This window comes from Prevotella illustrans (assembly GCF_017426725.1).
GTDB lineage: Bacteria > Bacteroidota > Bacteroidia > Bacteroidales > Bacteroidaceae > Prevotella > Prevotella illustrans.
Genome location: NZ_JAERMS010000001.1, coordinates 181,643 through 201,103, shown reverse-complemented (window position 1 = coordinate 201,103; position 19,461 = coordinate 181,643). Strand labels below are relative to the sequence as shown.

Below are 19,461 nucleotides of genomic sequence, written 5' to 3'. Positions count from 1 at the left end.
TTTTTGAGGGTATATGTAAAGATAATTCAGGGATTTGCAGTCTTATAAATCGGGAAGAGTTGTGAGGGTGTTGGGGTGTAAGGATGAATGTTTAGTCTGACTATCTGAACGAACGGAATCGATTTCTGAGACCATGCTAACTATTCATCCCACCACCCCACCACCCTCACAACCTCTATAGATTCATCTGAATGGCTGCTCCCGCCACGATCCAAAGGCCGGGCTGGGGCACGTTTCCTATGTCGACAAACTTACGACAGGTAAGGTTGTTGCCTTCCAAATACACGTTCCAAGCGGGCGTCGTCCACTGCAGTTTGCCGTCGAGCAGGCCGTAGGTGCCGTAGCGATGGCTTTCGCCGGCGAGGTCTTTATAGCTTCCGGTGCGGTGTTGCAGCCGATAATGCAGGCTCAGTTCGAGCTGTCGCCACAGTTGCAGCCGCGCGTTGGCTACGAATTTGTTCTTCAGATACTCCAAGGCGTAAAGACTTTGGATGTCGGAAGGCTCGTCGTGGTGCTGTTGGATATAGCAATAGCTGAGGCTCAACTCGCGCAACAGTCGCTGGCCACGCAGCAGTTGCCATGTATCGAGCTTCATCTGTGCTTCCAGGCCCACAGCGTTGATCTTGCCGAAGTTGACCGATTTCCACACCAACGTGCCCGTTTCGTCCTTCGTTCCGTCACTGATCCAGTCGATAAGGTTCGTGTGGTGGTTGTGGAAGACCGACGCCGACGCCGTCACGGCATTGGAAGCGTAGCGCACACCGGCCTCCAGCGCGGCCAGTTCTTCGGGCTTCAGGTTGGGATCGGCCAAATGACCGCCCTTGCTGTAATACAATTCCGTCACCGAAGGCATGCGCAGCGACGTGTTGTAACTGGCGTAAACCTTCAGTCCGTCGGCCACGCGCAGACTGGCGTCGAGGCTCGGATAGACGTGCATAGGCCGTTCGCCCCAGCTATTTTTCGCCGCCACGATGCCGCCCGAAAGCGTCAGACGGTCGAGCAGCACGTTGTGTTCCAGAATAAACTGCGTGCCGGTGCGGTTCAATCCCTTCTTGTATAGGCGGCCGGTGCCATGTATCGGGCGCGGCTGGTGCAGCGGTTCGCCCAGATTCGTGCTGACAAGGTCTTCGTTGCGCAGCTCGGCGGCCACGGCCGTGCGGCCCAATGACCAGTCCACATAGGCGTTGAGGTTGACACCCATCACGTCGGTGCGGTGATAATTGAATGGGATTTTGCCCGTCCGGGCGTCGTCGCCACGCAGCAACTCAAAGCGGTCGTACTGGTGGTTCCAGTAAACAGCAGGGCGGAAGCGAACCCGTCCGTGGCGCGTTTCGGCCTGCAGGGCGGTGAAACTCTTGAAAGTATGTTCAAACTGATTGTCGAATTTCGGACTGTAAAACGTGCTCGAACCGAAATCCTTCAGGCTCATGCCGGCGTGCCAGCTGACGATCAGGTCGTCATCGGTGTAATTGCCTTGGTAGAAAGCTCGCGTTCTTTCATAGTCGGTGTTGAGCTTTCCTTGCTTATTGCGGGTGTAACCATCGCTGCGGGCATACCCTGCCGATAGCTGGTTGTTCCACTTTCCTCGTGCCATATTGGCCCTTCCGCCTACGCTGAGATAGCCAAAGCTGCCCCCTTCGGCATGGACCGAGAGCCCCGATTGCCGTGGCGTCTTCGTCACAATGTTGATAGCACCCAGCAACGACGACGTTCCGTAGACCCGTGCGGCCGGCCCTTCCAACACTTCGATGCGCTCAATCTCACTGATATCGACAGGGAAATCAGCCACATTGTGGCCCGTCTGCGGGTCGCAGATGTTGATGCCGTTAAGCAAAACCGTGATCTGTTCGTGGTTGCCACCGCGCACGCTGATGTCGGTTTGGGCACCGATGGCCCCTCGTTGTCTGACATCGACGCCTACGGCGTACTTCAACAGATCGTTAACACTTTGCACCGGTGCCGCTTGAATGTCCTCGCGGCTCAGTACAGTTACCATTCTCGCTTGCTGACTAAGGGTCAGCGGCGCCCTTGAACCGGTGACCTGCACCTCGTCGAGCGTCTTCTGCCAGCTGTAAACAGAGTCAGAGGTCACCTTGGCCATGTCGTTGCTGATGCCGTCGGCCTTCGCGTAGGTCAACGTAGCAACGCTCAACGTGCCGACGAGAACCTCTCTGCCTAAGCATGAGAAGAGAGCGTAGCCGTGGTTCGAGAACTGCTTGAACCGCAAGCTACCGCGCTTGTTGAAAATCGTTTTGTACATAAAATAAAATAATAAAAAAACGCCTTGCTTCCTGCGCAAGGCGAGTGCAAAGATAATAAAAAAAGTTGAAGTACGTCGTAAAAGGGCGCTTTTGAAAGGTGATCGCGTCTCAACCTTGCCGTTTCAGGTATTCCGTGGGCGTCATGCCGTAGGCCCGTTGGAAGCATTTGGAGAAGTAGCCCGGATTGCTGAAACCCACCATGAACATCACTTCCGATATGCTGTACTTGCCTTCACGCAACAGCAATGACGCCTTGCGCATGCGGATGTTGCGGATGTATTCGACGGGCGACATGCCCGACTGCTGCTTGATCTTGCGATAGAGGAACTTGTCGCCCACGCCCAAGGCGGCCTGAAGGCCTGTCACGTTGAAATCGGCGTCGGCAATATGGGTCTCGATGACGGCCGTGGCCTGGGCGAAGAGCTTGTCGGCGACGGGCTGCCTGTCGGGAAGCGACGCCGTCCGATGGTTGTCGATGGGCAGCACGACACGGAAATGCCAGCTCCCCGAACCGCCCTGATCCAAGGTGAGACTGCCCTTACTCGTCTCTACGTATTGCCTGATGACGAACAGTCCCGTGTAGGCGGGTGGCTCGTTGTCGGCCGACGCGGCATAGAGCATGAAGAGCTGGTTGCGCTCGATGTCGCCGATATGGAGCGTTCCGTTGCCTATCGTCAGTGTCAGCCTTTGCTTTTCCAAGTCGCTGCGCAAGGTAATGACGGTCTCGCCGGTGGGTTGGGCGTGGCTTCCGACAAAATCGACGAGTGTCTGAACGACGATATCCCACCGCACGATGTCGACACAGACGGTCAGCGAAGCGACGTCGGTGTCGAGCCGCAATGGTCCCGCTTGCTTCTCCGCCTTGCGCCGTGCCACCACACGACGCAGATAGGTCACCACGTCGACAGGGGTCGGGAAGGGCTGCTGCCGCGTTTCGGCAGCCTCGCCGTCACTGTCAAGCGACTCGTAAATCATCCGATTGAGGGCGGTGGCGTTGCTGCGGATGTCTTCCAGCAGCTCGTCGCCGCGGTCGGCGGCCAGCAGTTGATAGACAGGCGCCAGAATATGGGCCAGCGGTTGCTTCAGACGTTCGGACAGAAGGGCGAAGAAAGTGGCCCGGGCGTGGCTCTGTTCCAGCAGCCGGCGGCGCGCCGTTTGCTCCTGCCGAAGGTTTTTTCGCATGGCGTAGAAGTTCATCACCCAAAGCCCTGCGCCCATTGCCAGCAGCAGATAGACCAGCTTGGCCCACAGTGTGAGATACCATGGAGCCTTGATTCGGATGTCGAGCGTGTAGGCATAGCGTTGCGAAGGCGCGTCGATATTGCGCACCAAAAGCCGATAGCGACCGTGGGGCAGTCCGTTGTAGGTAACAGCTTCGGCCAGGTTGTCGAGGTCATGCCACGCCCGGTCAATGCCTTCGAGCCGATAGACGTAGAGCGAACGCAGGCCGCCGGCATAGGGCAGGTCGGTGAATCGGAAGCTGAGATTATTGTCGCGGCTGCGTAGCTTGACGCTACTTTCGGAGAGAACTGCCTGCCGTCCGCCCGCGTATTCCCGCCCGTTGACGAGCAGCGACGTCAGAAAGAGGCGATCGGAGGGCATGCGGGTCGATGGAACGGGAGCCGAGAGCGTGACAAAACCATCGTTTCCGCCGATGTAAAGACTTCGGGTGGCGGGCACGTAAAGCGACGTAACAGCCGATAGCAGGGGCACGATGAAGTGGCGTTCTATCTTTCCGTCGTGGATGACGCGGCACACCGATCCGCTGAAAACATACATACGTCCCGCTACGTCGGCCATGGTGGTGACACTACGCTTGCCGATTCCGTCGTTGAAACGGATGTCCACAGGGCTTGTCCCGTCCGCGTCGACGCGCAGCACGCCGCCGTCATAGCCTGCCCACACGTTGCCCCGCCCGTCGGTGGTGACGTAGCTGAACGACGGCCGACCGATCATGCTGTCCGGGCGCAGCGTCTGTGGATCGACGCGGCAGAGTCCTTCGTCGTAAACCATCGCCCAGACGCGTCCCCGACGGTCTTGCGCCAGCTGTCCCACATGAATGCCACGCAACTCCCGAGGGCCGCCGGCCAGGTGATGATCGGCCCTGACGACACCTTCGGAGCGGAGCAATCGTCGCTTGTCGATGATAAAGATACCACCCATATAGGCCGATACCCACAGGCGTCCACGCCCGTCGAGCAGCACATCGTAGGCCCAATTGGAGTTGTAGTGACCCGTAGGCTCGGTCAACACGAAGTTGCGGAACTGTTGTCGTTGCCGATCGTAGTAGTTGATGCCATGGTCGGTGGCCACCCAAATGTCGCCGTCAGCGTCTTGAAAGACCGAGCGCACACGATTGTGGGACAGCGGAAAACGGGTGGAATTTTGCCGATACCACGCCACGTCGCTGTAACCGGCGAACGTCGGTCGGAAACGCAACAGTCCATTCGTGCCTCCCATCCACATCGTTCCGTCGGTCTGACGATAGATGTTGTGCAGGCTGTTACCGTCGCCGCTGCCCGTCACGTCGGCCAAAGGCGTATAGACGAACGCCGAACCGCCCTTGTGGAACGACAACCCGTTGTCGGTGCCGACCCACACGTTGCCCCGACTGTCGGCGTCGAGCGCCCAGACGATGTTGTTGGCTAAGCTGGAGGCCGACCGGGCGTCATGGACGAGGCGGCTGACGGAGCCGTCAAGGGCGTAGACAAAGAGTCCGTCGTCGGTACCGATCCATACGTCACCCCCTTGCCTGACGGCCAAGGCCTTGATGGAATTGCCGTGAAGTGGAGCCAATGGCACGATTTCCTTGAGGTCGGTGTGATACAACGCGCCCTCCGTTCCGATCCAATAGCGACCACGGCGACCGTCAAAAGCCAGCGCGTTGACCAGCGGCTGACGCCCGTGGGTGACGGCCAGACGCCGTATTCCGCCACCTTTTAATATATACAGCCCTTGCAGTGAGCCTATCAAAAGGCCGTGAGGAGACGGCAAAAGCGCGTAAACGGCCTGCCCACGGAGGGCCACTGACCGGAAGGTTTCTTGTCGAACATCGTATTCGTACAGGCCGTCGGAGGTGCCGAGCAGTAGTTTTCGCCCGTGGAGGGCCATGGCCCGTATGTCTTTGGGTGAGCGGCGCGGAGACGGACGGTAGTTGCCGGCGGCGGTGTCGAAGACGAAAAGCCCGTTCTCGGAACCCAGGTAAAGCAAATTTCTGTGTGCCACAAGGCTGTGTACGCGGCAACGATAGGGCGAGTGGCCGTCGAAATGGGGGTAGCAACGGTAGCCGTCGTAGCTGTAAAGACCGCTTTCGGTGCCCAGCCATACCATTCCCTGTCGGTCGTGGGCAAAACTGCAGACGGTCGACGCGCCCTCCGGCTGAATGTTGTTGAAATACGGTTGCGTGCCCCCGGCTTCCATCAAGCCGGAAAACCACAGGGCTATGAATAAAAAAACGTGGCGCGAAAGACTTTTCATAACGAAAGATTGACGTGACAAGGGCAAAGATACACATTTTAGACGGGCCTTTGTCCTTTTTGTAACCTCGTTAAGATTAATTGTCTGTTTTGTATTTTCCTTTGTCCGATATGTTTCTCTCCCTCTTGTTTTCAAACCGTATCTTTGCCTCCGAAAATCGACAAACTATCAAATCCAAATACCTTTTAACAAATGAACACCAACTTAAAGAATCTATCCCGAACGAGGTTTCTACAGCCTCTCGTGGCCCTGCTGACGATATTTTCGCTGTCGGCGGCCGCGCAAAACAAGACTGTCACGGGGACTGTGACCGACGCGGCCGATGGTGAACCGCTCATCGGCGCGACCGTTTCGACCGGTCGAAACGGCGCGGGAGCCGTAACCGACTTCAACGGAAACTTCAGAATCAGCGTGCCCGAAGGCACGCGCCGACTCACGTTCAGCTATGTGGGCTATACGTCAAAGACCGTCGCCATCGCGGGAACGCGCCTCGATGTGAAGCTCGAGTCCGACCAGCGGTCGCTCGGTGAGGTGGTCGTTATCGGCTACGGCGTGCAGCGCAAGAGCGATCTCACGGGTTCGGTGAGCAGCGTCAGCGGTAAAGACTTCAACCAGGGAGTCGTCAACTCGCCCGAACAGCTCATCAATGGTAAGGTGAGCGGCGTGCAGATTGTCAGCGGCGGCGGTTCGCCTTCGGCTGGAAGTACCATCCGCATTCGCGGCGGAGCGTCGCTCAACGCCAGCAACGACCCGCTTATCGTGCTCGACGGCGTACCCATGGAGGTGGGCGCGAGCGTCAGTGGCAGCGGCAACTTCCTATCGCTGATCAATCCCAACGACATCGAGAGCATGACAATATTGAAGGATGCGGCTTCCACAGCCATCTACGGATCGCGCGCTTCCAATGGCGTGATCCTCATCACGACCAAGAAAGGCACGGCTACCAAGCGCCCGTGGATCAGCTTTTCCACCACCAATTCGGTGGCATACAAGACCAGAACACCCGATATGATGGCGCGCGACGAAATGTTCGGCTTGGTGAACGCGCAAGGTTCCGACGCCCAGAAGGCACTGATCAACGCCGACATCAATACCGATTGGAACGACGTGATCTACAAGAAGGCTTTCGCTACCGACAATAATATAGGTATATCCGGGCAGTTGGCCGGTCTTTTGCCCTATCGTCTGTCGCTCGGATACAGCAATCAGGACGGCATTCTGCGCACCGACAACGTGACTCGCTATACCGGAAGCCTCACCCTCTCGCCCTCACTGCTCGACAATCACCTGAAATTAGTGGTCAACGCCAAGGCCACACGCAGCGATAACCGCTTCGCCAATACCGACGCCATCTGGTCGGCGGCCACGCGCAGTCCCTTCTCGCCGGTTCACTCGGGCCGCGAAGCGTTCCTTGGATACGAAGAGGCGGCCGACGCTGCCGGCGTGCCCATCACCGGAGCCACGGGCAATCCGCTGGGACTGCTCTGCAACTACCGCTCCACGAGCGATGTCTGGCGCTACGTGGGAAGCCTCGATGCCGACTACAGCCTGCACTTCCTGCCCGAACTGCATGCCCATGTCACCGTGGGACTCGACAACTCGCGGGGCGAAGGCCACATCTACGTGCCCGCGGCAGCCTACCAGTACTACCTGACCAAGGGCCGCGACTACGACTACGGGCCACAGAAGAACACCAACCGCCTCGCGACGGTCTACTTCAACTACAACAAATACTTTGAAACCATTAAGAGCAACGTCGACGTCACCGTGGGCTACGACTACCAGTACTGGAAATATACCAATGCCGCCTATCGCGAACTGAATGCCGCCGATCCGCAGGAACAGCAGGCCGCGTCGGCTGCCGACGACCAACGTCACGTGCTGCTGTCGTACTACGGGCGCCTGAACTACTCCCTCGCGTCGCGCTATCTTCTGAGTTTCAGTCTCCGCCGTGATGGTTCTTCCCGCTTCGGCAAGGCCAACCGCTGGGGCACTTTCCCCTCGCTGGCTCTGGGTTGGCGCGTCCACGAAGAGCCGTTCTTCGAACCGTTGCGGCGCGTAGTCGACAACTTGAAGCTCCGGGCCAGCTACGGCGTCACGGGACAGCAGGACGGAATAGCCAACTACGGCTACTTTCCGCTCTATACCTTGAGCCAAAGCGGCGCCCACTACATGTTCGGCGGCAAGCCTATCGCTACCTACCGGCCTTCCGCCTACAACGCCAATCTGAAATGGGAGACCACGCGCTCTTTCAATATAGGTCTTGACTTCGGTCTCCGGGGCGACCGTTTGTCGGGCTCCGTCGACTACTACCGCCGTAAGACCGAAGATCTGCTGGCCACCGTTCCCGTAGCGGCCGGCACCAATTTCGATAAGCAAATACTCTCCAACGTGGGCAACATCAGTAGTAGCGGCGTCGAGTTCTCACTGAAGGCCACGCCCGTCAAGACCGAGAACTACACCTGGGACCTGGGCTTCAACGCCACTTACCAACACACGAAGATAACCAACCTTCGCCTCAACGCCGCCGCCCAGTCGCCCAATACGCCGGTCGGCGCCATCGAGTCGCACTACGTCCAGGTGCTCTCCGAGGGCTACGCGCCCTACAGCTACTACGTCTACAAGCAGATATACGACGAAAAGACAGGCCGACCCATCGAAGGACTCTACGCCGATCTCAACGGCGACGGCTCCGTGGACAGCCGTGACCTGTATCACTATCACTCGCCGGCACCCACCTGGATCTTCGGTTTCACCACGTCGTTCAGCTACAAGAAGTGGACCGTCGCCACCTCGCTGCGGGCCAATGTGGGCAACTACCTCTACAACGGCATGGCGATGAATACCGGCGCGTGGGAAACAATGTCGTACAACAGCTACCAGCTCAACCGCCTGCACGCCAGCTATCTCGACACGGGGTTCAGGAAACGGCAGCACGAGTCCGACTATTACGTGGAGAACGCTTCTTTCCTCAAGATGGACAATATCCAGCTGGCCTACAACTTCGGCCGAATCTCGAAGTGGTTCAGCCTGAACGCGTCGGCCATGGTGCAGAACGTATTCACCATTACCAAGTACACGGGTGTGGGTCCGGAGTGCGCCGGCGGCATCGATATGACCGTCTATCCCCGTCCCCGCGTCTTCTCGCTCACGCTGGGGCTTGAGTTCTAACCCGCCAAACCTTCATACGAACATCCTAAAAATACCTGAACAATGAAAAGAAACAAACAATTATATGCTGTCGTGGCACTGCTGCTGACCCTCACGGCCTGCACTGCCGACCTCGACCAAATGCCCCACACGAGTTCGCAGGCTACCGAACGGGAGGTCTATGACTCGCTGAAAAACTACAAACAGGTGCTGGCGAAGCTCTACGCGTCGTTCGTCATCACCGGACAGGAGCAGGGAGGCGGCAACGCCGACCTGAAAAGCAACAGCGGTTACGACTTCCTGCGCGGCTATTTCAACCTGCAGGAGGCGCCCACCGACGAGCTGGCAGCCACCTGGTTGTCAGGTGACAAGATGGAAAACCTGACCTATATGACCTGGGACGCCAACGACCCGTGGGTGGCCGACACCTACTACCGGGCCTACTACACCATCTCGCTGTGCAACGAGTTTCTCCGTCATGCCACCGATGAGGCAGTCGCGGCCTTCGGCAAGGGTGCGTCCGACGAGGCAAGACAGCTCAAGGCCTTCCGTGCGGAGGCCCGGTTCCTGCGTGCTCTGTCCTACTACTACGTGCTTGACCTCTTCGGTCAGGGGTCGTTCGTTGACGAGACGATGGGCGTGGGAGCCTATACGCCGCCCGCCTATACCGGCAAGCAGCTCTTCGACTTTATCGAGACAGAACTCAAAAGCATAACCGACGACGGCCTGCTCGACCCCGCCGAGTGTGAATACGGTCGAGCCTCGAAGCCCGCCGCGTGGACTCTGCTGGCCAAGCTCTATCTCAACGCCAAGGTCTATGGGGCCGGCGAACGGTTCACCGATTGCGTGGCGGCTTGCCAAAAGGTCATGGCGGCCGGTTACTCGCTCGAAAGCGACTATTCCAAACTTTTCAACGCCGATAACGACAAACGCGTCAACGAAATCATCTTCCCCTTTGTGGTCAGTGCCGTGAACACCGTTTCATGGGGCGCCACCACTTATATCGTCTGCGGACAGTGTGGCAACTCCAGCTCACAGTCGCCCGCCGCCTATGGACTGACAAACGGATGGGGAATGTTTCGCGTGCGTGGCGAACTGCCCCATCTCTTCAATGACCTGAAAGATAATGGCGACCGCCGGGCCATGTTCTATACCGACGGCCAACAGCAGTGGCTCGCCAAAGCCGTCGACGACCAGAGCCAAGGCTTCTTCGGCGAGAAATTCTCTAACCTGAACGACGCCGGCGAGGCGGCCTCCAACACGGGAGCCGTGGGCGCCGACATAGACTTCCCCGTCTTCCGGCTGGCCGACGTCTATCTCATGCTGGCCGAAGCGGTGCTCCGGGGTGGGCAGGGCGCCACGCGGGCCGAGGCTCTTGAATGCGTGAACCGGTTGCGCCGGCGGGCCTATGGCAACGCCACGGGCCTCATCACCGACGCTCAGCTCACGCTGCCTTTCATCCTCGACGAGCGTGGCCGTGAACTTTACTGGGAGGCTACGCGCCGCACCGACCTCATCCGTTATGGCCGCTTCACGGGTAGCAGCTACCTGTGGCAGTGGAAGGGTGGCGTCCGCGACGGCTGTTCCACCGACGACAAATACGCCGTCTACCCCATCCCCGCGGCCGAGCTCTCCGCTAATCCCAACCTCAAGAATGTCAACTATTAAATAAGAGAAGCAAGATGAAAACACTCAGACATATCCTTTTCATGGTGACAGCCCTTGTTCTTGCCGTCGCCTGCACGGCCGACGGCGACCTGACCGCCACCTCCGGCCCCGACGCTCTTACGCTGTCGGGTTCGGGCGACGCCGTTCTCAGCGCCAAGGCCAAGGCTTCCCTGGCCCTGACGCTCCACTGGAACGACAACAGCAAGATGAAGACGAACGACCGCCGCGTGCTCTTGCCCGACTACGCCACGGTCAACACGCTGCAGTTTTCGGCATCGGACAACTTCGCCGAGAGCGTGGACCAGCCGCTCAACAAGGGCGAGACGTCGCGCCAATACACGGTAGAGGAACTCAATTCCATCGCCGGCCGGGTCGGCCTTGAGGGCGACAAGGCCTCGCCACTCTATGTGCGCGTCAGGTCGACGCTGGCCGATAACATGCCGCCGACCTACAGCAACACCTATACGATGCGGGTGACGCCCTACACCATCGACATGACCCGGGGCGTCGTGCTCAACTCCGGCCGGGAAGATACGGGCCTGCTGCTGGCCTCCAAGGCGTTCGACGGTGTCTACAGCGGCTTCCTCGGCGTCACGGGCTGGTGGAACTACTACCTGCAAGAGGGCAACGGCGTGGTCTGGGGCAATGATGGCGTGACGGGAACGCCCTTCGCCATGAGCAGTGCCGACAGCAAGTGGAACTTCTGGTATCCCGGTCTCGAGGGCTGCTACTACACCGTCGTCGACACGCGGAACGCCCGCTGGAGCGCCCTTCACGTATCGTCGCTCGACGTCAGCGGCGACATTACGGGCCAACTCGTCTACAACCGCAAGGCCAACCGCTGGACACTCGCCTTCGACGCGGCCGCGTCGGGCACGATAACCATCCGTATTGCCGGTAAGGGAGAGGCTTACAACTTCACCACCGGTACCGACGACGCCAAGGCTATCGCCCGGACCGTGGCCTTCGCGCAGGAAAACGACGGTCTCGTCTTCGGCTCCACGCCCGGCGATATCATGGTCGCCATCGCGCAGAAAGGACCCAACACGCTCACGCTCGACTTATCCGACCCCTACCGATGGACCTGCGTGGCCGAGACAGGAGGGGCCGTACAGCCCGAAACGTCCCGCCGTCTCTACCTCTCGGGCATTGACGACGGCGTGTCGGGCAAATGGACTTTCGACAATTATCTGACGCTTTACAACGAAGATGAGTTGAGCTACGCGGGCCTCTGCGATGTCAACTCGAAGTGGGGCTACAAGTTCTATCCCGAGAAAGACGTGTGGAATCCGTGCTACGGACTGGGTTCGGGCGACGCCGCGACGGGGACGCTGGTCCTCGACGGCAACGACAACGTGCCCGCCCCACAGGCCGGTCTCTATCTCGTCACGGCTTCGCTGAAGAAGCTGAGCTACACCACGACGCCCGTGACGTCGGTTCAGCTGACGGGCATTGGCGACGACTGGAGCCTCGTTCAGATGGAAGCCACCGCCCGGCCAGGCGTCTATCGGGCCGTCGTCAAGCCATCGGCAGCCACGCCTTGAGGCTTCAAGTTCGTCGTCAATAACAACTGGGACACGTTCTTCGGCGGTTCCGACGGCTCCACCGTCTACGCGGGCAAGAACATTCCGCTCGACGACAGCCTCATCGGAGCTACGCTCACCATCGAAGTCGACCTCTGTAGAGCAACCTATTCCATCACCAAATAAATAATCGTTATGATGAAGAAAAATATCATTTCCTTTCTTTTCAGTATTCTCGCACTGAGCGGCATGGCCTCGTGCGAACAGGAAATCAACCCGAAGAGTATCGTCGGCACCGACACGACGCGTGTCGAGCGCGGAACCTTTGCCAAGGGGGCCGACGTCAGTTGGCTCACGCAGCTGGAGCACGAGGGCCAAGTATTCTACAACGGACAGGGACAGCCGCAGGAGTGTATGGCGCTGCTCAAGGAGCAATGCGGCGTCAACGCCATCCGGCTGCGTGTGTGGGTGAATCCCGCCGAGGGCTGGAACAACATGCAGGACGTACTCGTCAAGGCGCGGCGGGCCCACCGTCTGGGCTTACGCCTGATGATCGACTTCCACTTTAGCGACACTTGGGCAGATCCTGCTCACCAGGCGACGCCCGCCGCCTGGGCCGACTACGATCTCGAACAGATGAAAACGGCCGTGGCCGACCACGTGAAGGCCATGCTCTCCCTGCTCAAGACCTACGACATAGAGCCTGAATGGGTGCAGATAGGCAACGAGACGCGGGGCGGAATGCTCTATCCTCTGGGTAAGATTGAGAACGGGGCCAACCTGGCTCAGCTCTTCAACGCAGGCTACGCCACCGCCAAAAGCGTCTTCGCCGACACGCAGGTCATCGTGCATATCGATTGCGGCGACAGGCTCGAACTCTACACCCGCATGTTCGACTACCTGAAACAACAAGGCGGCAAGTACGACATGATAGGCATGTCGCTCTATCCCGAGGCCTCCAACTGGCAGGCTATGGCCAAGGCCTGCGTGGAAAACGTCGCCAAGCTCTATCAGACTTATGGCAAGCCCGTCATGCTTTGCGAAATCGGTATGGGCTATCAGGAAGCCTCGGCCTGCCGCCGGTGCATCGCCGCCATCATGCGCGACGGCCGTGCCACGGGCCACTTACAAGGCATTTTCTATTGGGAACCCGAGGCGCCGGCCGGCTATAACGGCGGCTACGACAAAGGATGCTTCGACAACGGGCGGCCCACTGAGGCTCTTGACGCCTTCCGACAGTGAGAAGCCGGGTCGGGCGCACGTCTTCGCCGGGCTTTTCTTCCTTTCCGACAACACCAAAAACATGATTCATGAATATTCAAAAATCAATTCTCTTTTTAGTCTTCGCCTGCTGCGCCATGTCACTGCAGGCGAAGACTCGTATCGAACGCGACTTGCGCCACTGGTCGTTCAGCCGCGACAGCGTGCGCTGGCAGACCGTTGAGGTGCCCCACGACTGGGCCATCGACGGGCCGTTCGACAAGCGGTGGGACCTGCAGCGCGTGGCCATCGAGCAGAACGGCGAGCGGCAGGCCACCGAAAAGAGCGGCCGTTCGGGGGCGCTGCCCTGGATCGGACGGGGCTATTACCGCACGACCGTCAGCGTTCCGGCCGACTGCCGGCACGCCGAACTCCTTTTCGACGGGGCCATGAGCGAACCCGTGGTCTATGTCAACGGCCGCAAGGCGGGCCGATGGGCCTACGGCTACAACGCTTTTCGGGTAGACATCACGCCCTTTCTGAACCGGAACGGGCGGAACATGATCGTCGTCAGCCTGAACAACCGCGAGGAGAGTAGCCGATGGTATCCCGGAGCGGGTCTCTACCGCCCCGTGAAGCTCATCACGACGGCCGCCACGCGTCTCGACGACTGGTCGGTCTTCGTGCGCACGGTCAGCCTGACGCCCGCCGAAGCGCAGCTCAGGATAGACTGGAAAGCCGTGGGACCGATGAAAGGCAAGCGGGTGGAAGGCCGCGTGATCGACGATGAGGGCCATGTGGTGGCTGCGTTTCGGGCACCGACGGGTCAGACGGCCGAAAGCCGACTGCTGACTGTAGCCCGGCCCCGGCCTTGGAGTCCCGAGTCGCCCGCCCTTTACCGTCTTTCCTTGGACATTCGGCAGGCCGACGGCCGCCGACAAGCGATCGATCGCCACACGACGCGCTTCGGTATACGCACGGTGACGGTCGGTCGTGAGGGCGGTTTCATGCTCAACGGCCGAAGCCGTAAGTTCAAGGGCGTGTGTCTTCACCACGATCTGGGACCGCTCGGCACGGCTGTCAACAAGGCGGCGCTCATTCGCCAGATCGAGACGATGAAGGAGATGGGCTGCGACGCCATTCGCACGAGCCACAATATGCCGTCGACGATGCAGATGGAGGTGTGCGACTCGCTGGGCATGATGGTCATGGCCGAGAGCTTCGACATGTGGTTCTATCCCAAATGTAAGAACGGCTACGTCCGCTTCTTCGGCGAATGGGCCGACCGCGACATCACCAACTTAGTGCTCAATCACCGCAACCACCCGAGCATCGTCATGTGGAGCATCGGCAATGAGATACCGGAGCAGTGGAGTGAGGAGGGCCGTGAGACGGCCCGAAGGCTGCAGGACCTCTGTCATCGTCTCGATCCCACACGTCCCGTGACGCAGGGTATAGACCGTATTGACGAGGCCCTGCGCAGCGGTTTCGCCCAAGTGATGGACGTGCCGGGCTACAACTACCGCGACTACAAGTACAGTAGCGGCATCGGGCGTCTGCCTCAAGGCTTCCTCTTAGGGTCGGAGACGGCCTCTACGGTGTCTTCGCGCGGCGTCTATAAGTTTCCCGTGACCATCAGTGACCACGCCGTCTACCCCGACGGGCAGTGCTCGGGCTACGACACAGAGTTCTGCTCATGGAGCAATCTGCCCGACGCCGACTTCCTGATGCAAGACGACCGGCCCTACACCATCGGGCAGTTTGTATGGACGGGCTACGACTATCTGGGCGAACCGACGCCCTACGACGAGTACTGGCCCAGCCGGTCGAGCTACTTTGGTATATGCGACCTGGCCGGACTGCCCAAGGACCGCTACTGGCTCTACCGCTCGGTGTGGAACAAACGGAAACATACGCTGCACCTTTTGCCTCATTGGACGTGGCCCGGACGTGAAGGACAGACCACGCCGGTGTTCGTTTATACGGACTATCCCGAGGCCGAACTCTTCATCAACGGCAAGAGCCAAGGACGCCTGCGCCACACCATCTACTCACTGCCGCCGGCCGATGAGGCCACGGAGAAGCGACAGATGGAGACCATGGACTTGCTTCGGCGCTATCGCCTGATGTGGACCGACGTGACCTATGAGCCGGGTGAGGTGAAGGTGGTGGCTTACGACGCCACGGGCAAGGCTGTCGACAGCACGCTGGTTCGCACGGCGGGAAGCCCCGCACGCCTGCGGCTGGAGCCCGACCGCCCGGTGATTCATGCTGACGGCGACGACCTCTGCTTCATCACCGTGTCGATGACCGACGAGGCGGGCAACCTCGTTCCCACGGCCGATGACCAACTGATATTCGACGTGGAGGGTGCGGGCGCTTTCAAGGCCGTCTGCAACGGTGACGCCACAAGCCTCGAATCGTTCACCCGTCCGCAGATGAAACTCTTCGCCGGACAGCTTGTCCTCGTTGTGAAGAGCGGTACGGCAGCAGGTGACATCCGTGTGACTGTGCGCGCTCCCCGGCGTAATCTGTCCGCCACCCTACGACTGAAGGCAAAATGAAGGATTACTTTGCTTTTTCCTCCAGCCAGCGATTTACAATTATCTCGCTCCGCGAACAGCGACCCAAAGGGAGGGAGAACTAACTGAAGAGTGTGAAATGCGAAATGTAGATAGCTTACCTTTTCGCATTTCACATTCTATTTTACATTCCACGCTTTTCATTTCTCATTTCTGATTTCCCATTTCCCACTTAGCTTTCTGTCTTTCTTGGCCGCTTACGGCCCTTATGTCTTTGTTCCTCGCGGCTAAAAAATATGTTTTTATGTCTTTATGTCAAAAAAAACAGCATAAGAAAAATATGTCCTTATGTCTTTATGTCAAAAAAACAACAATGAAAAAACATGTCTTTATGTCAAAAGTTTTTCTAAAATTATCAATGTTTAATGCCTGATTGCCAAGGCGGAACGTAGTATTGGATTTTGTCCTATGAAAGAAAATTCTTAACTTTGAACCCTGATAAAGCACGTTTTGGTATGATGCCGAAAAGCTGATGTTTAATCGCTTGATAATCAACAGTTTAACAATCGCTTTTTAAAAGCAGCCCTTTTACCTTGCAAAAGCAGCCCTTTTACCTCCCAAAAGCTATGCTTTTACCTTGCAAAAGTAGCCCTTTTGGAAACGCAAAGCAGCCCTTTTGAAAATCCATTCATATATACCGATTATGCAACATCCGTTAGAACGTTTTCGCTACTGTCCGCTGTGCGGTTCTTCCCACTTCTCGGTTCACAATGAAAAGAGCCGGCAATGCGCCGATTGTGGTTTCACTTATTATGCCAATCCTTCGTCGGCCACCGTGGCCCTGATTGTCAACGACCGTGACGAATTGCTCGTGGCACGGCGCAAGAAAGAGCCGGTTCGGGGCACACTCGACCTGCCGGGCGGTTTTGTCGACATGGAAGAGACGGCCGAAGAGGGAGTATGTCGCGAGGTGAAAGAGGAAACCGGCCTTGACGTCGTGGCGTTGGAATATCTCTTTTCGTTGCCCAATATCTATCCTTATTCAGGCGTTGACATCCATACGCTCGACCTGTTTTACCGTTGTCGGGTGGGCGACACGAGCCATGTCAGCGCGATGGACGACGTGGCCGAAGTCATGTGGATTCCCATTGCCGAAATAGACCCCGGTCAGTTTGGCCTGCGCTCTATCCGTCAGGGACTTATGCGGTTTTTAGAAGTCCGCAAACAGGCTATTCCTTAAAAAAAGTCAAATTATTACTATATAAATAAGGTATAAACAAAAGAATGACTACATTTGCGCCCAAAAATCAATAACATCAGCTAACATGCAGGAAAATTTAGTCATCGTCGAGAGCCCCGCCAAGGCCAAGACAATAGAGAAGTTCTTGGGAAAGGACTATAAGGTCATGTCGAGCTACGGTCATATACGCGACCTGAAGAAGAAAGAGCTCAGCATAGACATGGAAACGCTGGAGCCCGACTACGAAATTCCGGACGAAAAGAAAAAACTGGTTTCGGAACTGAAGTCATCCGCAAAGAAAGCGCATAAGATATGGTTAGCGTCCGATGAGGACCGTGAGGGAGAAGCCATCAGCTGGCACCTTTGCGAAGTGCTGGGATTGGACGAGGAAAAGACCAACCGCATCGTCTTTCACGAAATCACCAAGCCGGCCATTCTGGAGGCAATCAAGAGGTCTCGCCATCTGAATATGAACTTGGTGAACGCCCAACAGGCCCGTCGCGTGCTCGACCGTCTGGTGGGTTTTAAGCTCTCGCCGGTACTCTGGCGCAAGGTCAAGCCGGCGTTGTCGGCCGGTCGCGTGCAGAGCGTGGCTGTCAGGCTGATCGTGGAGCGTGAACGAGAGATTCAGAACTTCAACAGTGAGCCTTACTATCGGCTCAATGCCATCTTCGGCATGGAGAACGCCGACGGTTCGCAATCGGAGTTGAAGGCCGAACTCGATACCCGTTTCAAGACTCATGAAGAGGCTTTGGCCTTCTTGGAAAAGTGCAGGGAAGCACGGTTTTCTATCGATTCCATCGCCAAAAAACCGTTGAAGCGGTCGCCGGCACCTCCTTTTACCACTTCGACACTGCAGCAGGAAGCCGCCCGTAAACTGGGTTTCACCGTAAGTCAGACCATGATGGTGGCCCAGCGGTTGTACGAAAGCGGTTTGATCACCTACATGCGTACCGACTCGGTCAACCTTTCCCGATTGGCCATCAATACGAGCAAGGATGAGATTATTCGTCTTTATGGCAAGGAATACAGCCGTCCCCGTAACTTTACCACCCATTCCAAGGGCGCTCAAGAGGCTCACGAGGCCATCCGTCCCACCGAGATGGGGCGCGGAATGATAGAGGGAACGGCCCAGGAACGCCGCCTCTACGAACTCATTTGGAAGCGCACGGCGGCCAGTCAGATGCAAGACGCGGAGATCGAGAAGACCACTGTCAGTATCAACGTGTCAGGTACGACGGAGCGTTTCGTCGCCACGGGCGAGGTAGTAGCCTTCGACGGTTTCCTGAAAGTATATCGCGAGTCTACCGACGACGATGACACACAGGAGGAATCGGGCCACATGCTGCCCGCCATGCGTAAGGGACAGTCGCTGCAGCGGCGTGAAATCGTGTCGACCGAGCGTTACAGTCAGTGCCCCGCCCGCTATACGGAAGCCAGCCTGGTACACAAACTTGAGGAACTCGGTATCGGTCGTCCGTCGACCTACGCGCCTACCATCTCGACCATTCAGCAGCGCGAATACGTGCAGAAAGGCGATAAGAAAGGGGTGGAGCGTACCTATACGGTCGATTCGTTGAAAGGAATCAAAATAGCGAGCCGCACGAAAATGGAAATGGCCGGCAGTGAGAAAGGTAAGCTGTTGCCCACCGATATCGGTATCGTGGTGAATGATTTTCTGATGGAAAACTTCCCCGGAATCATGGATTACAACTTCACTGCCAAGGTGGAGCGGCAGTTCGACCGCATTGCCGAGGGCAAGGAGCAGTGGACAACCATGATGAAGGACTTCGACAAAGGTTTCGAACCCACGGTGGAAAACGTGATGAATGCCCGTTCGGAACATAAGGCCGGCGAGCGTGAACTGGGTATTGATCCCACGACGGGAAAACCTGTGTTCGTGAAGATCGGCCGGTTCGGTCCCGTCGTGCAGATCGGTACGGCCGACGACAAGGAGAAGCCCCGCTTCTCGCAAATGCCCGCCGACAAGAGCATGGAGACAATCACGCTGGAAGAGGCTCTTGAACTCTTCAAGTTGCCCCGTACCATAGGCCGGTATGAGGGCTCCGACGTCGTGATTGGTGCAGGAAGGTTCGGCCCCTATGTGCTTCACGATAAGAAATACGTGTCGCTTCCCAAGGGCGAAGACCCCATGACGGTCACCTTGGAACGTGCCGTCAGCCTCATCGTCGACAAGCGCCAGCAGGAGGAAGAACGCCATCTGAAGACTTTTGACGAAGACGCCAAACTCGAAGTGCTCAACGGTCGATACGGACCGTATATCGTCTATGACGGAAAGAACTACCGTATGCCCAAGGCCATGCACGAACGAGCCCGCGAACTGACCTATGCCGAGTGCATGGACATCGTGAACAACGCGCCCGAACCTAAGGCTAAGCGAGGCAAAAAGTAATTGACCG

9 protein-coding genes and 1 pseudogene are annotated in these 19,461 nt (G+C 57.8%); 8 read left to right on the top strand and 2 right to left on the bottom strand.

What is annotated here, in order from left to right; all coding sequences use genetic code 11:
- Positions 1 to 175: 175 nt before the first annotated feature.
- Positions 176 to 2,260, bottom strand: coding sequence for a TonB-dependent receptor (locus JHU38_RS00650; protein WP_107581521.1), 2,085 nt, complete (start codon positions 2,258 to 2,260; stop codon positions 176 to 178).
- Between the two features lie 109 nt (positions 2,261 to 2,369).
- Positions 2,370 to 5,738, bottom strand: a complete 3,369-nt coding sequence (locus tag JHU38_RS00645; protein WP_107581522.1) for a two-component regulator propeller domain-containing protein — start codon at positions 5,736 to 5,738, stop codon at positions 2,370 to 2,372.
- A 192-nt stretch (positions 5,739 to 5,930) separates the two neighbouring features.
- Between JHU38_RS00645 and JHU38_RS00640 the strand changes: the two genes are divergently transcribed.
- The 8 genes and pseudogenes from JHU38_RS00640 to topA all read left to right on the top strand — a co-directional run bounded on the left by JHU38_RS00640 (position 5,931) and on the right by topA (position 19,454).
- Positions 5,931 to 8,909 carry a SusC/RagA family TonB-linked outer membrane protein gene (locus JHU38_RS00640; RefSeq protein WP_107581523.1) on the top strand — a complete coding sequence of 993 codons (2,979 nt, stop codon included), beginning with the start codon at positions 5,931 to 5,933 and terminating at the stop codon, positions 8,907 to 8,909.
- 42 nt (positions 8,910 to 8,951) lie between these two features.
- Positions 8,952 to 10,556 carry a RagB/SusD family nutrient uptake outer membrane protein gene (locus JHU38_RS00635; protein WP_107581524.1) on the top strand — a complete coding sequence of 535 codons (1,605 nt, stop codon included), beginning with the start codon at positions 8,952 to 8,954 and terminating at the stop codon, positions 10,554 to 10,556.
- A gap of 14 nt (positions 10,557 to 10,570) precedes the next feature.
- A pseudogene (locus tag JHU38_RS12570) lies at positions 10,571 to 10,960 on the top strand (SusE domain-containing protein); the annotation flags it as partial.
- 3 nt (positions 10,961 to 10,963) lie between these two features.
- Complete coding sequence (locus tag JHU38_RS00630; protein ID WP_317195994.1) at positions 10,964 to 12,100, top strand: DUF5114 domain-containing protein; 1,137 nt, start codon at positions 10,964 to 10,966, stop codon at positions 12,098 to 12,100.
- A 174-nt stretch (positions 12,101 to 12,274) separates the two neighbouring features.
- A complete protein-coding gene (locus JHU38_RS00625; RefSeq protein ID WP_232369786.1) occupies positions 12,275 to 13,321 on the top strand; it encodes a glycoside hydrolase family 53 protein in 1,047 nt (348 codons plus the stop codon).
- Positions 13,322 to 13,389: 68 nt separating this feature from the next.
- Positions 13,390 to 15,843 carry a glycoside hydrolase family 2 TIM barrel-domain containing protein gene (locus tag JHU38_RS00620; RefSeq protein ID WP_199222645.1) on the top strand — a complete coding sequence of 818 codons (2,454 nt, stop codon included), beginning with the start codon at positions 13,390 to 13,392 and terminating at the stop codon, positions 15,841 to 15,843.
- Positions 15,844 to 16,504: 661 nt separating this feature from the next.
- On the top strand, positions 16,505 to 17,041 hold the full coding sequence (locus JHU38_RS00615; RefSeq protein WP_107581527.1) for an NUDIX domain-containing protein: 537 nt from the start codon (positions 16,505 to 16,507) through the stop codon (positions 17,039 to 17,041).
- An 85-nt stretch (positions 17,042 to 17,126) separates the two neighbouring features.
- A complete protein-coding gene (topA, locus tag JHU38_RS00610; RefSeq protein WP_107581528.1) occupies positions 17,127 to 19,454 on the top strand; it encodes a type I DNA topoisomerase in 2,328 nt (775 codons plus the stop codon).
- Positions 19,455 to 19,461: the final 7 nt, after the last annotated feature.

Bases quoted from the DNA above. Each gene is read 5' to 3' on its own strand.
- JHU38_RS00615 (WP_107581527.1), top strand. From the start codon at position 16,505: ATGCAACATCCGTTAGAACGTTTTCGCTACTGTCCGCTGTGCGGTTCT.
- JHU38_RS00620 (WP_199222645.1), top strand. From the start codon at position 13,390: ATGAATATTCAAAAATCAATTCTCTTTTTAGTCTTCGCCTGCTGCGCC.
- JHU38_RS00640 (WP_107581523.1), top strand. From the start codon at position 5,931: ATGAACACCAACTTAAAGAATCTATCCCGAACGAGGTTTCTACAGCCT.
- topA (WP_107581528.1), top strand. From the start codon at position 17,127: ATGCAGGAAAATTTAGTCATCGTCGAGAGCCCCGCCAAGGCCAAGACA.
- JHU38_RS00650 (WP_107581521.1), bottom strand. From the start codon at position 2,260: ATGTACAAAACGATTTTCAACAAGCGCGGTAGCTTGCGGTTCAAGCAG.
- JHU38_RS00635 (WP_107581524.1), top strand. From the start codon at position 8,952: ATGAAAAGAAACAAACAATTATATGCTGTCGTGGCACTGCTGCTGACC.
- JHU38_RS00645 (WP_107581522.1), bottom strand. From the start codon at position 5,738: ATGAAAAGTCTTTCGCGCCACGTTTTTTTATTCATAGCCCTGTGGTTT.
- JHU38_RS00625 (WP_232369786.1), top strand. From the start codon at position 12,275: ATGATGAAGAAAAATATCATTTCCTTTCTTTTCAGTATTCTCGCACTG.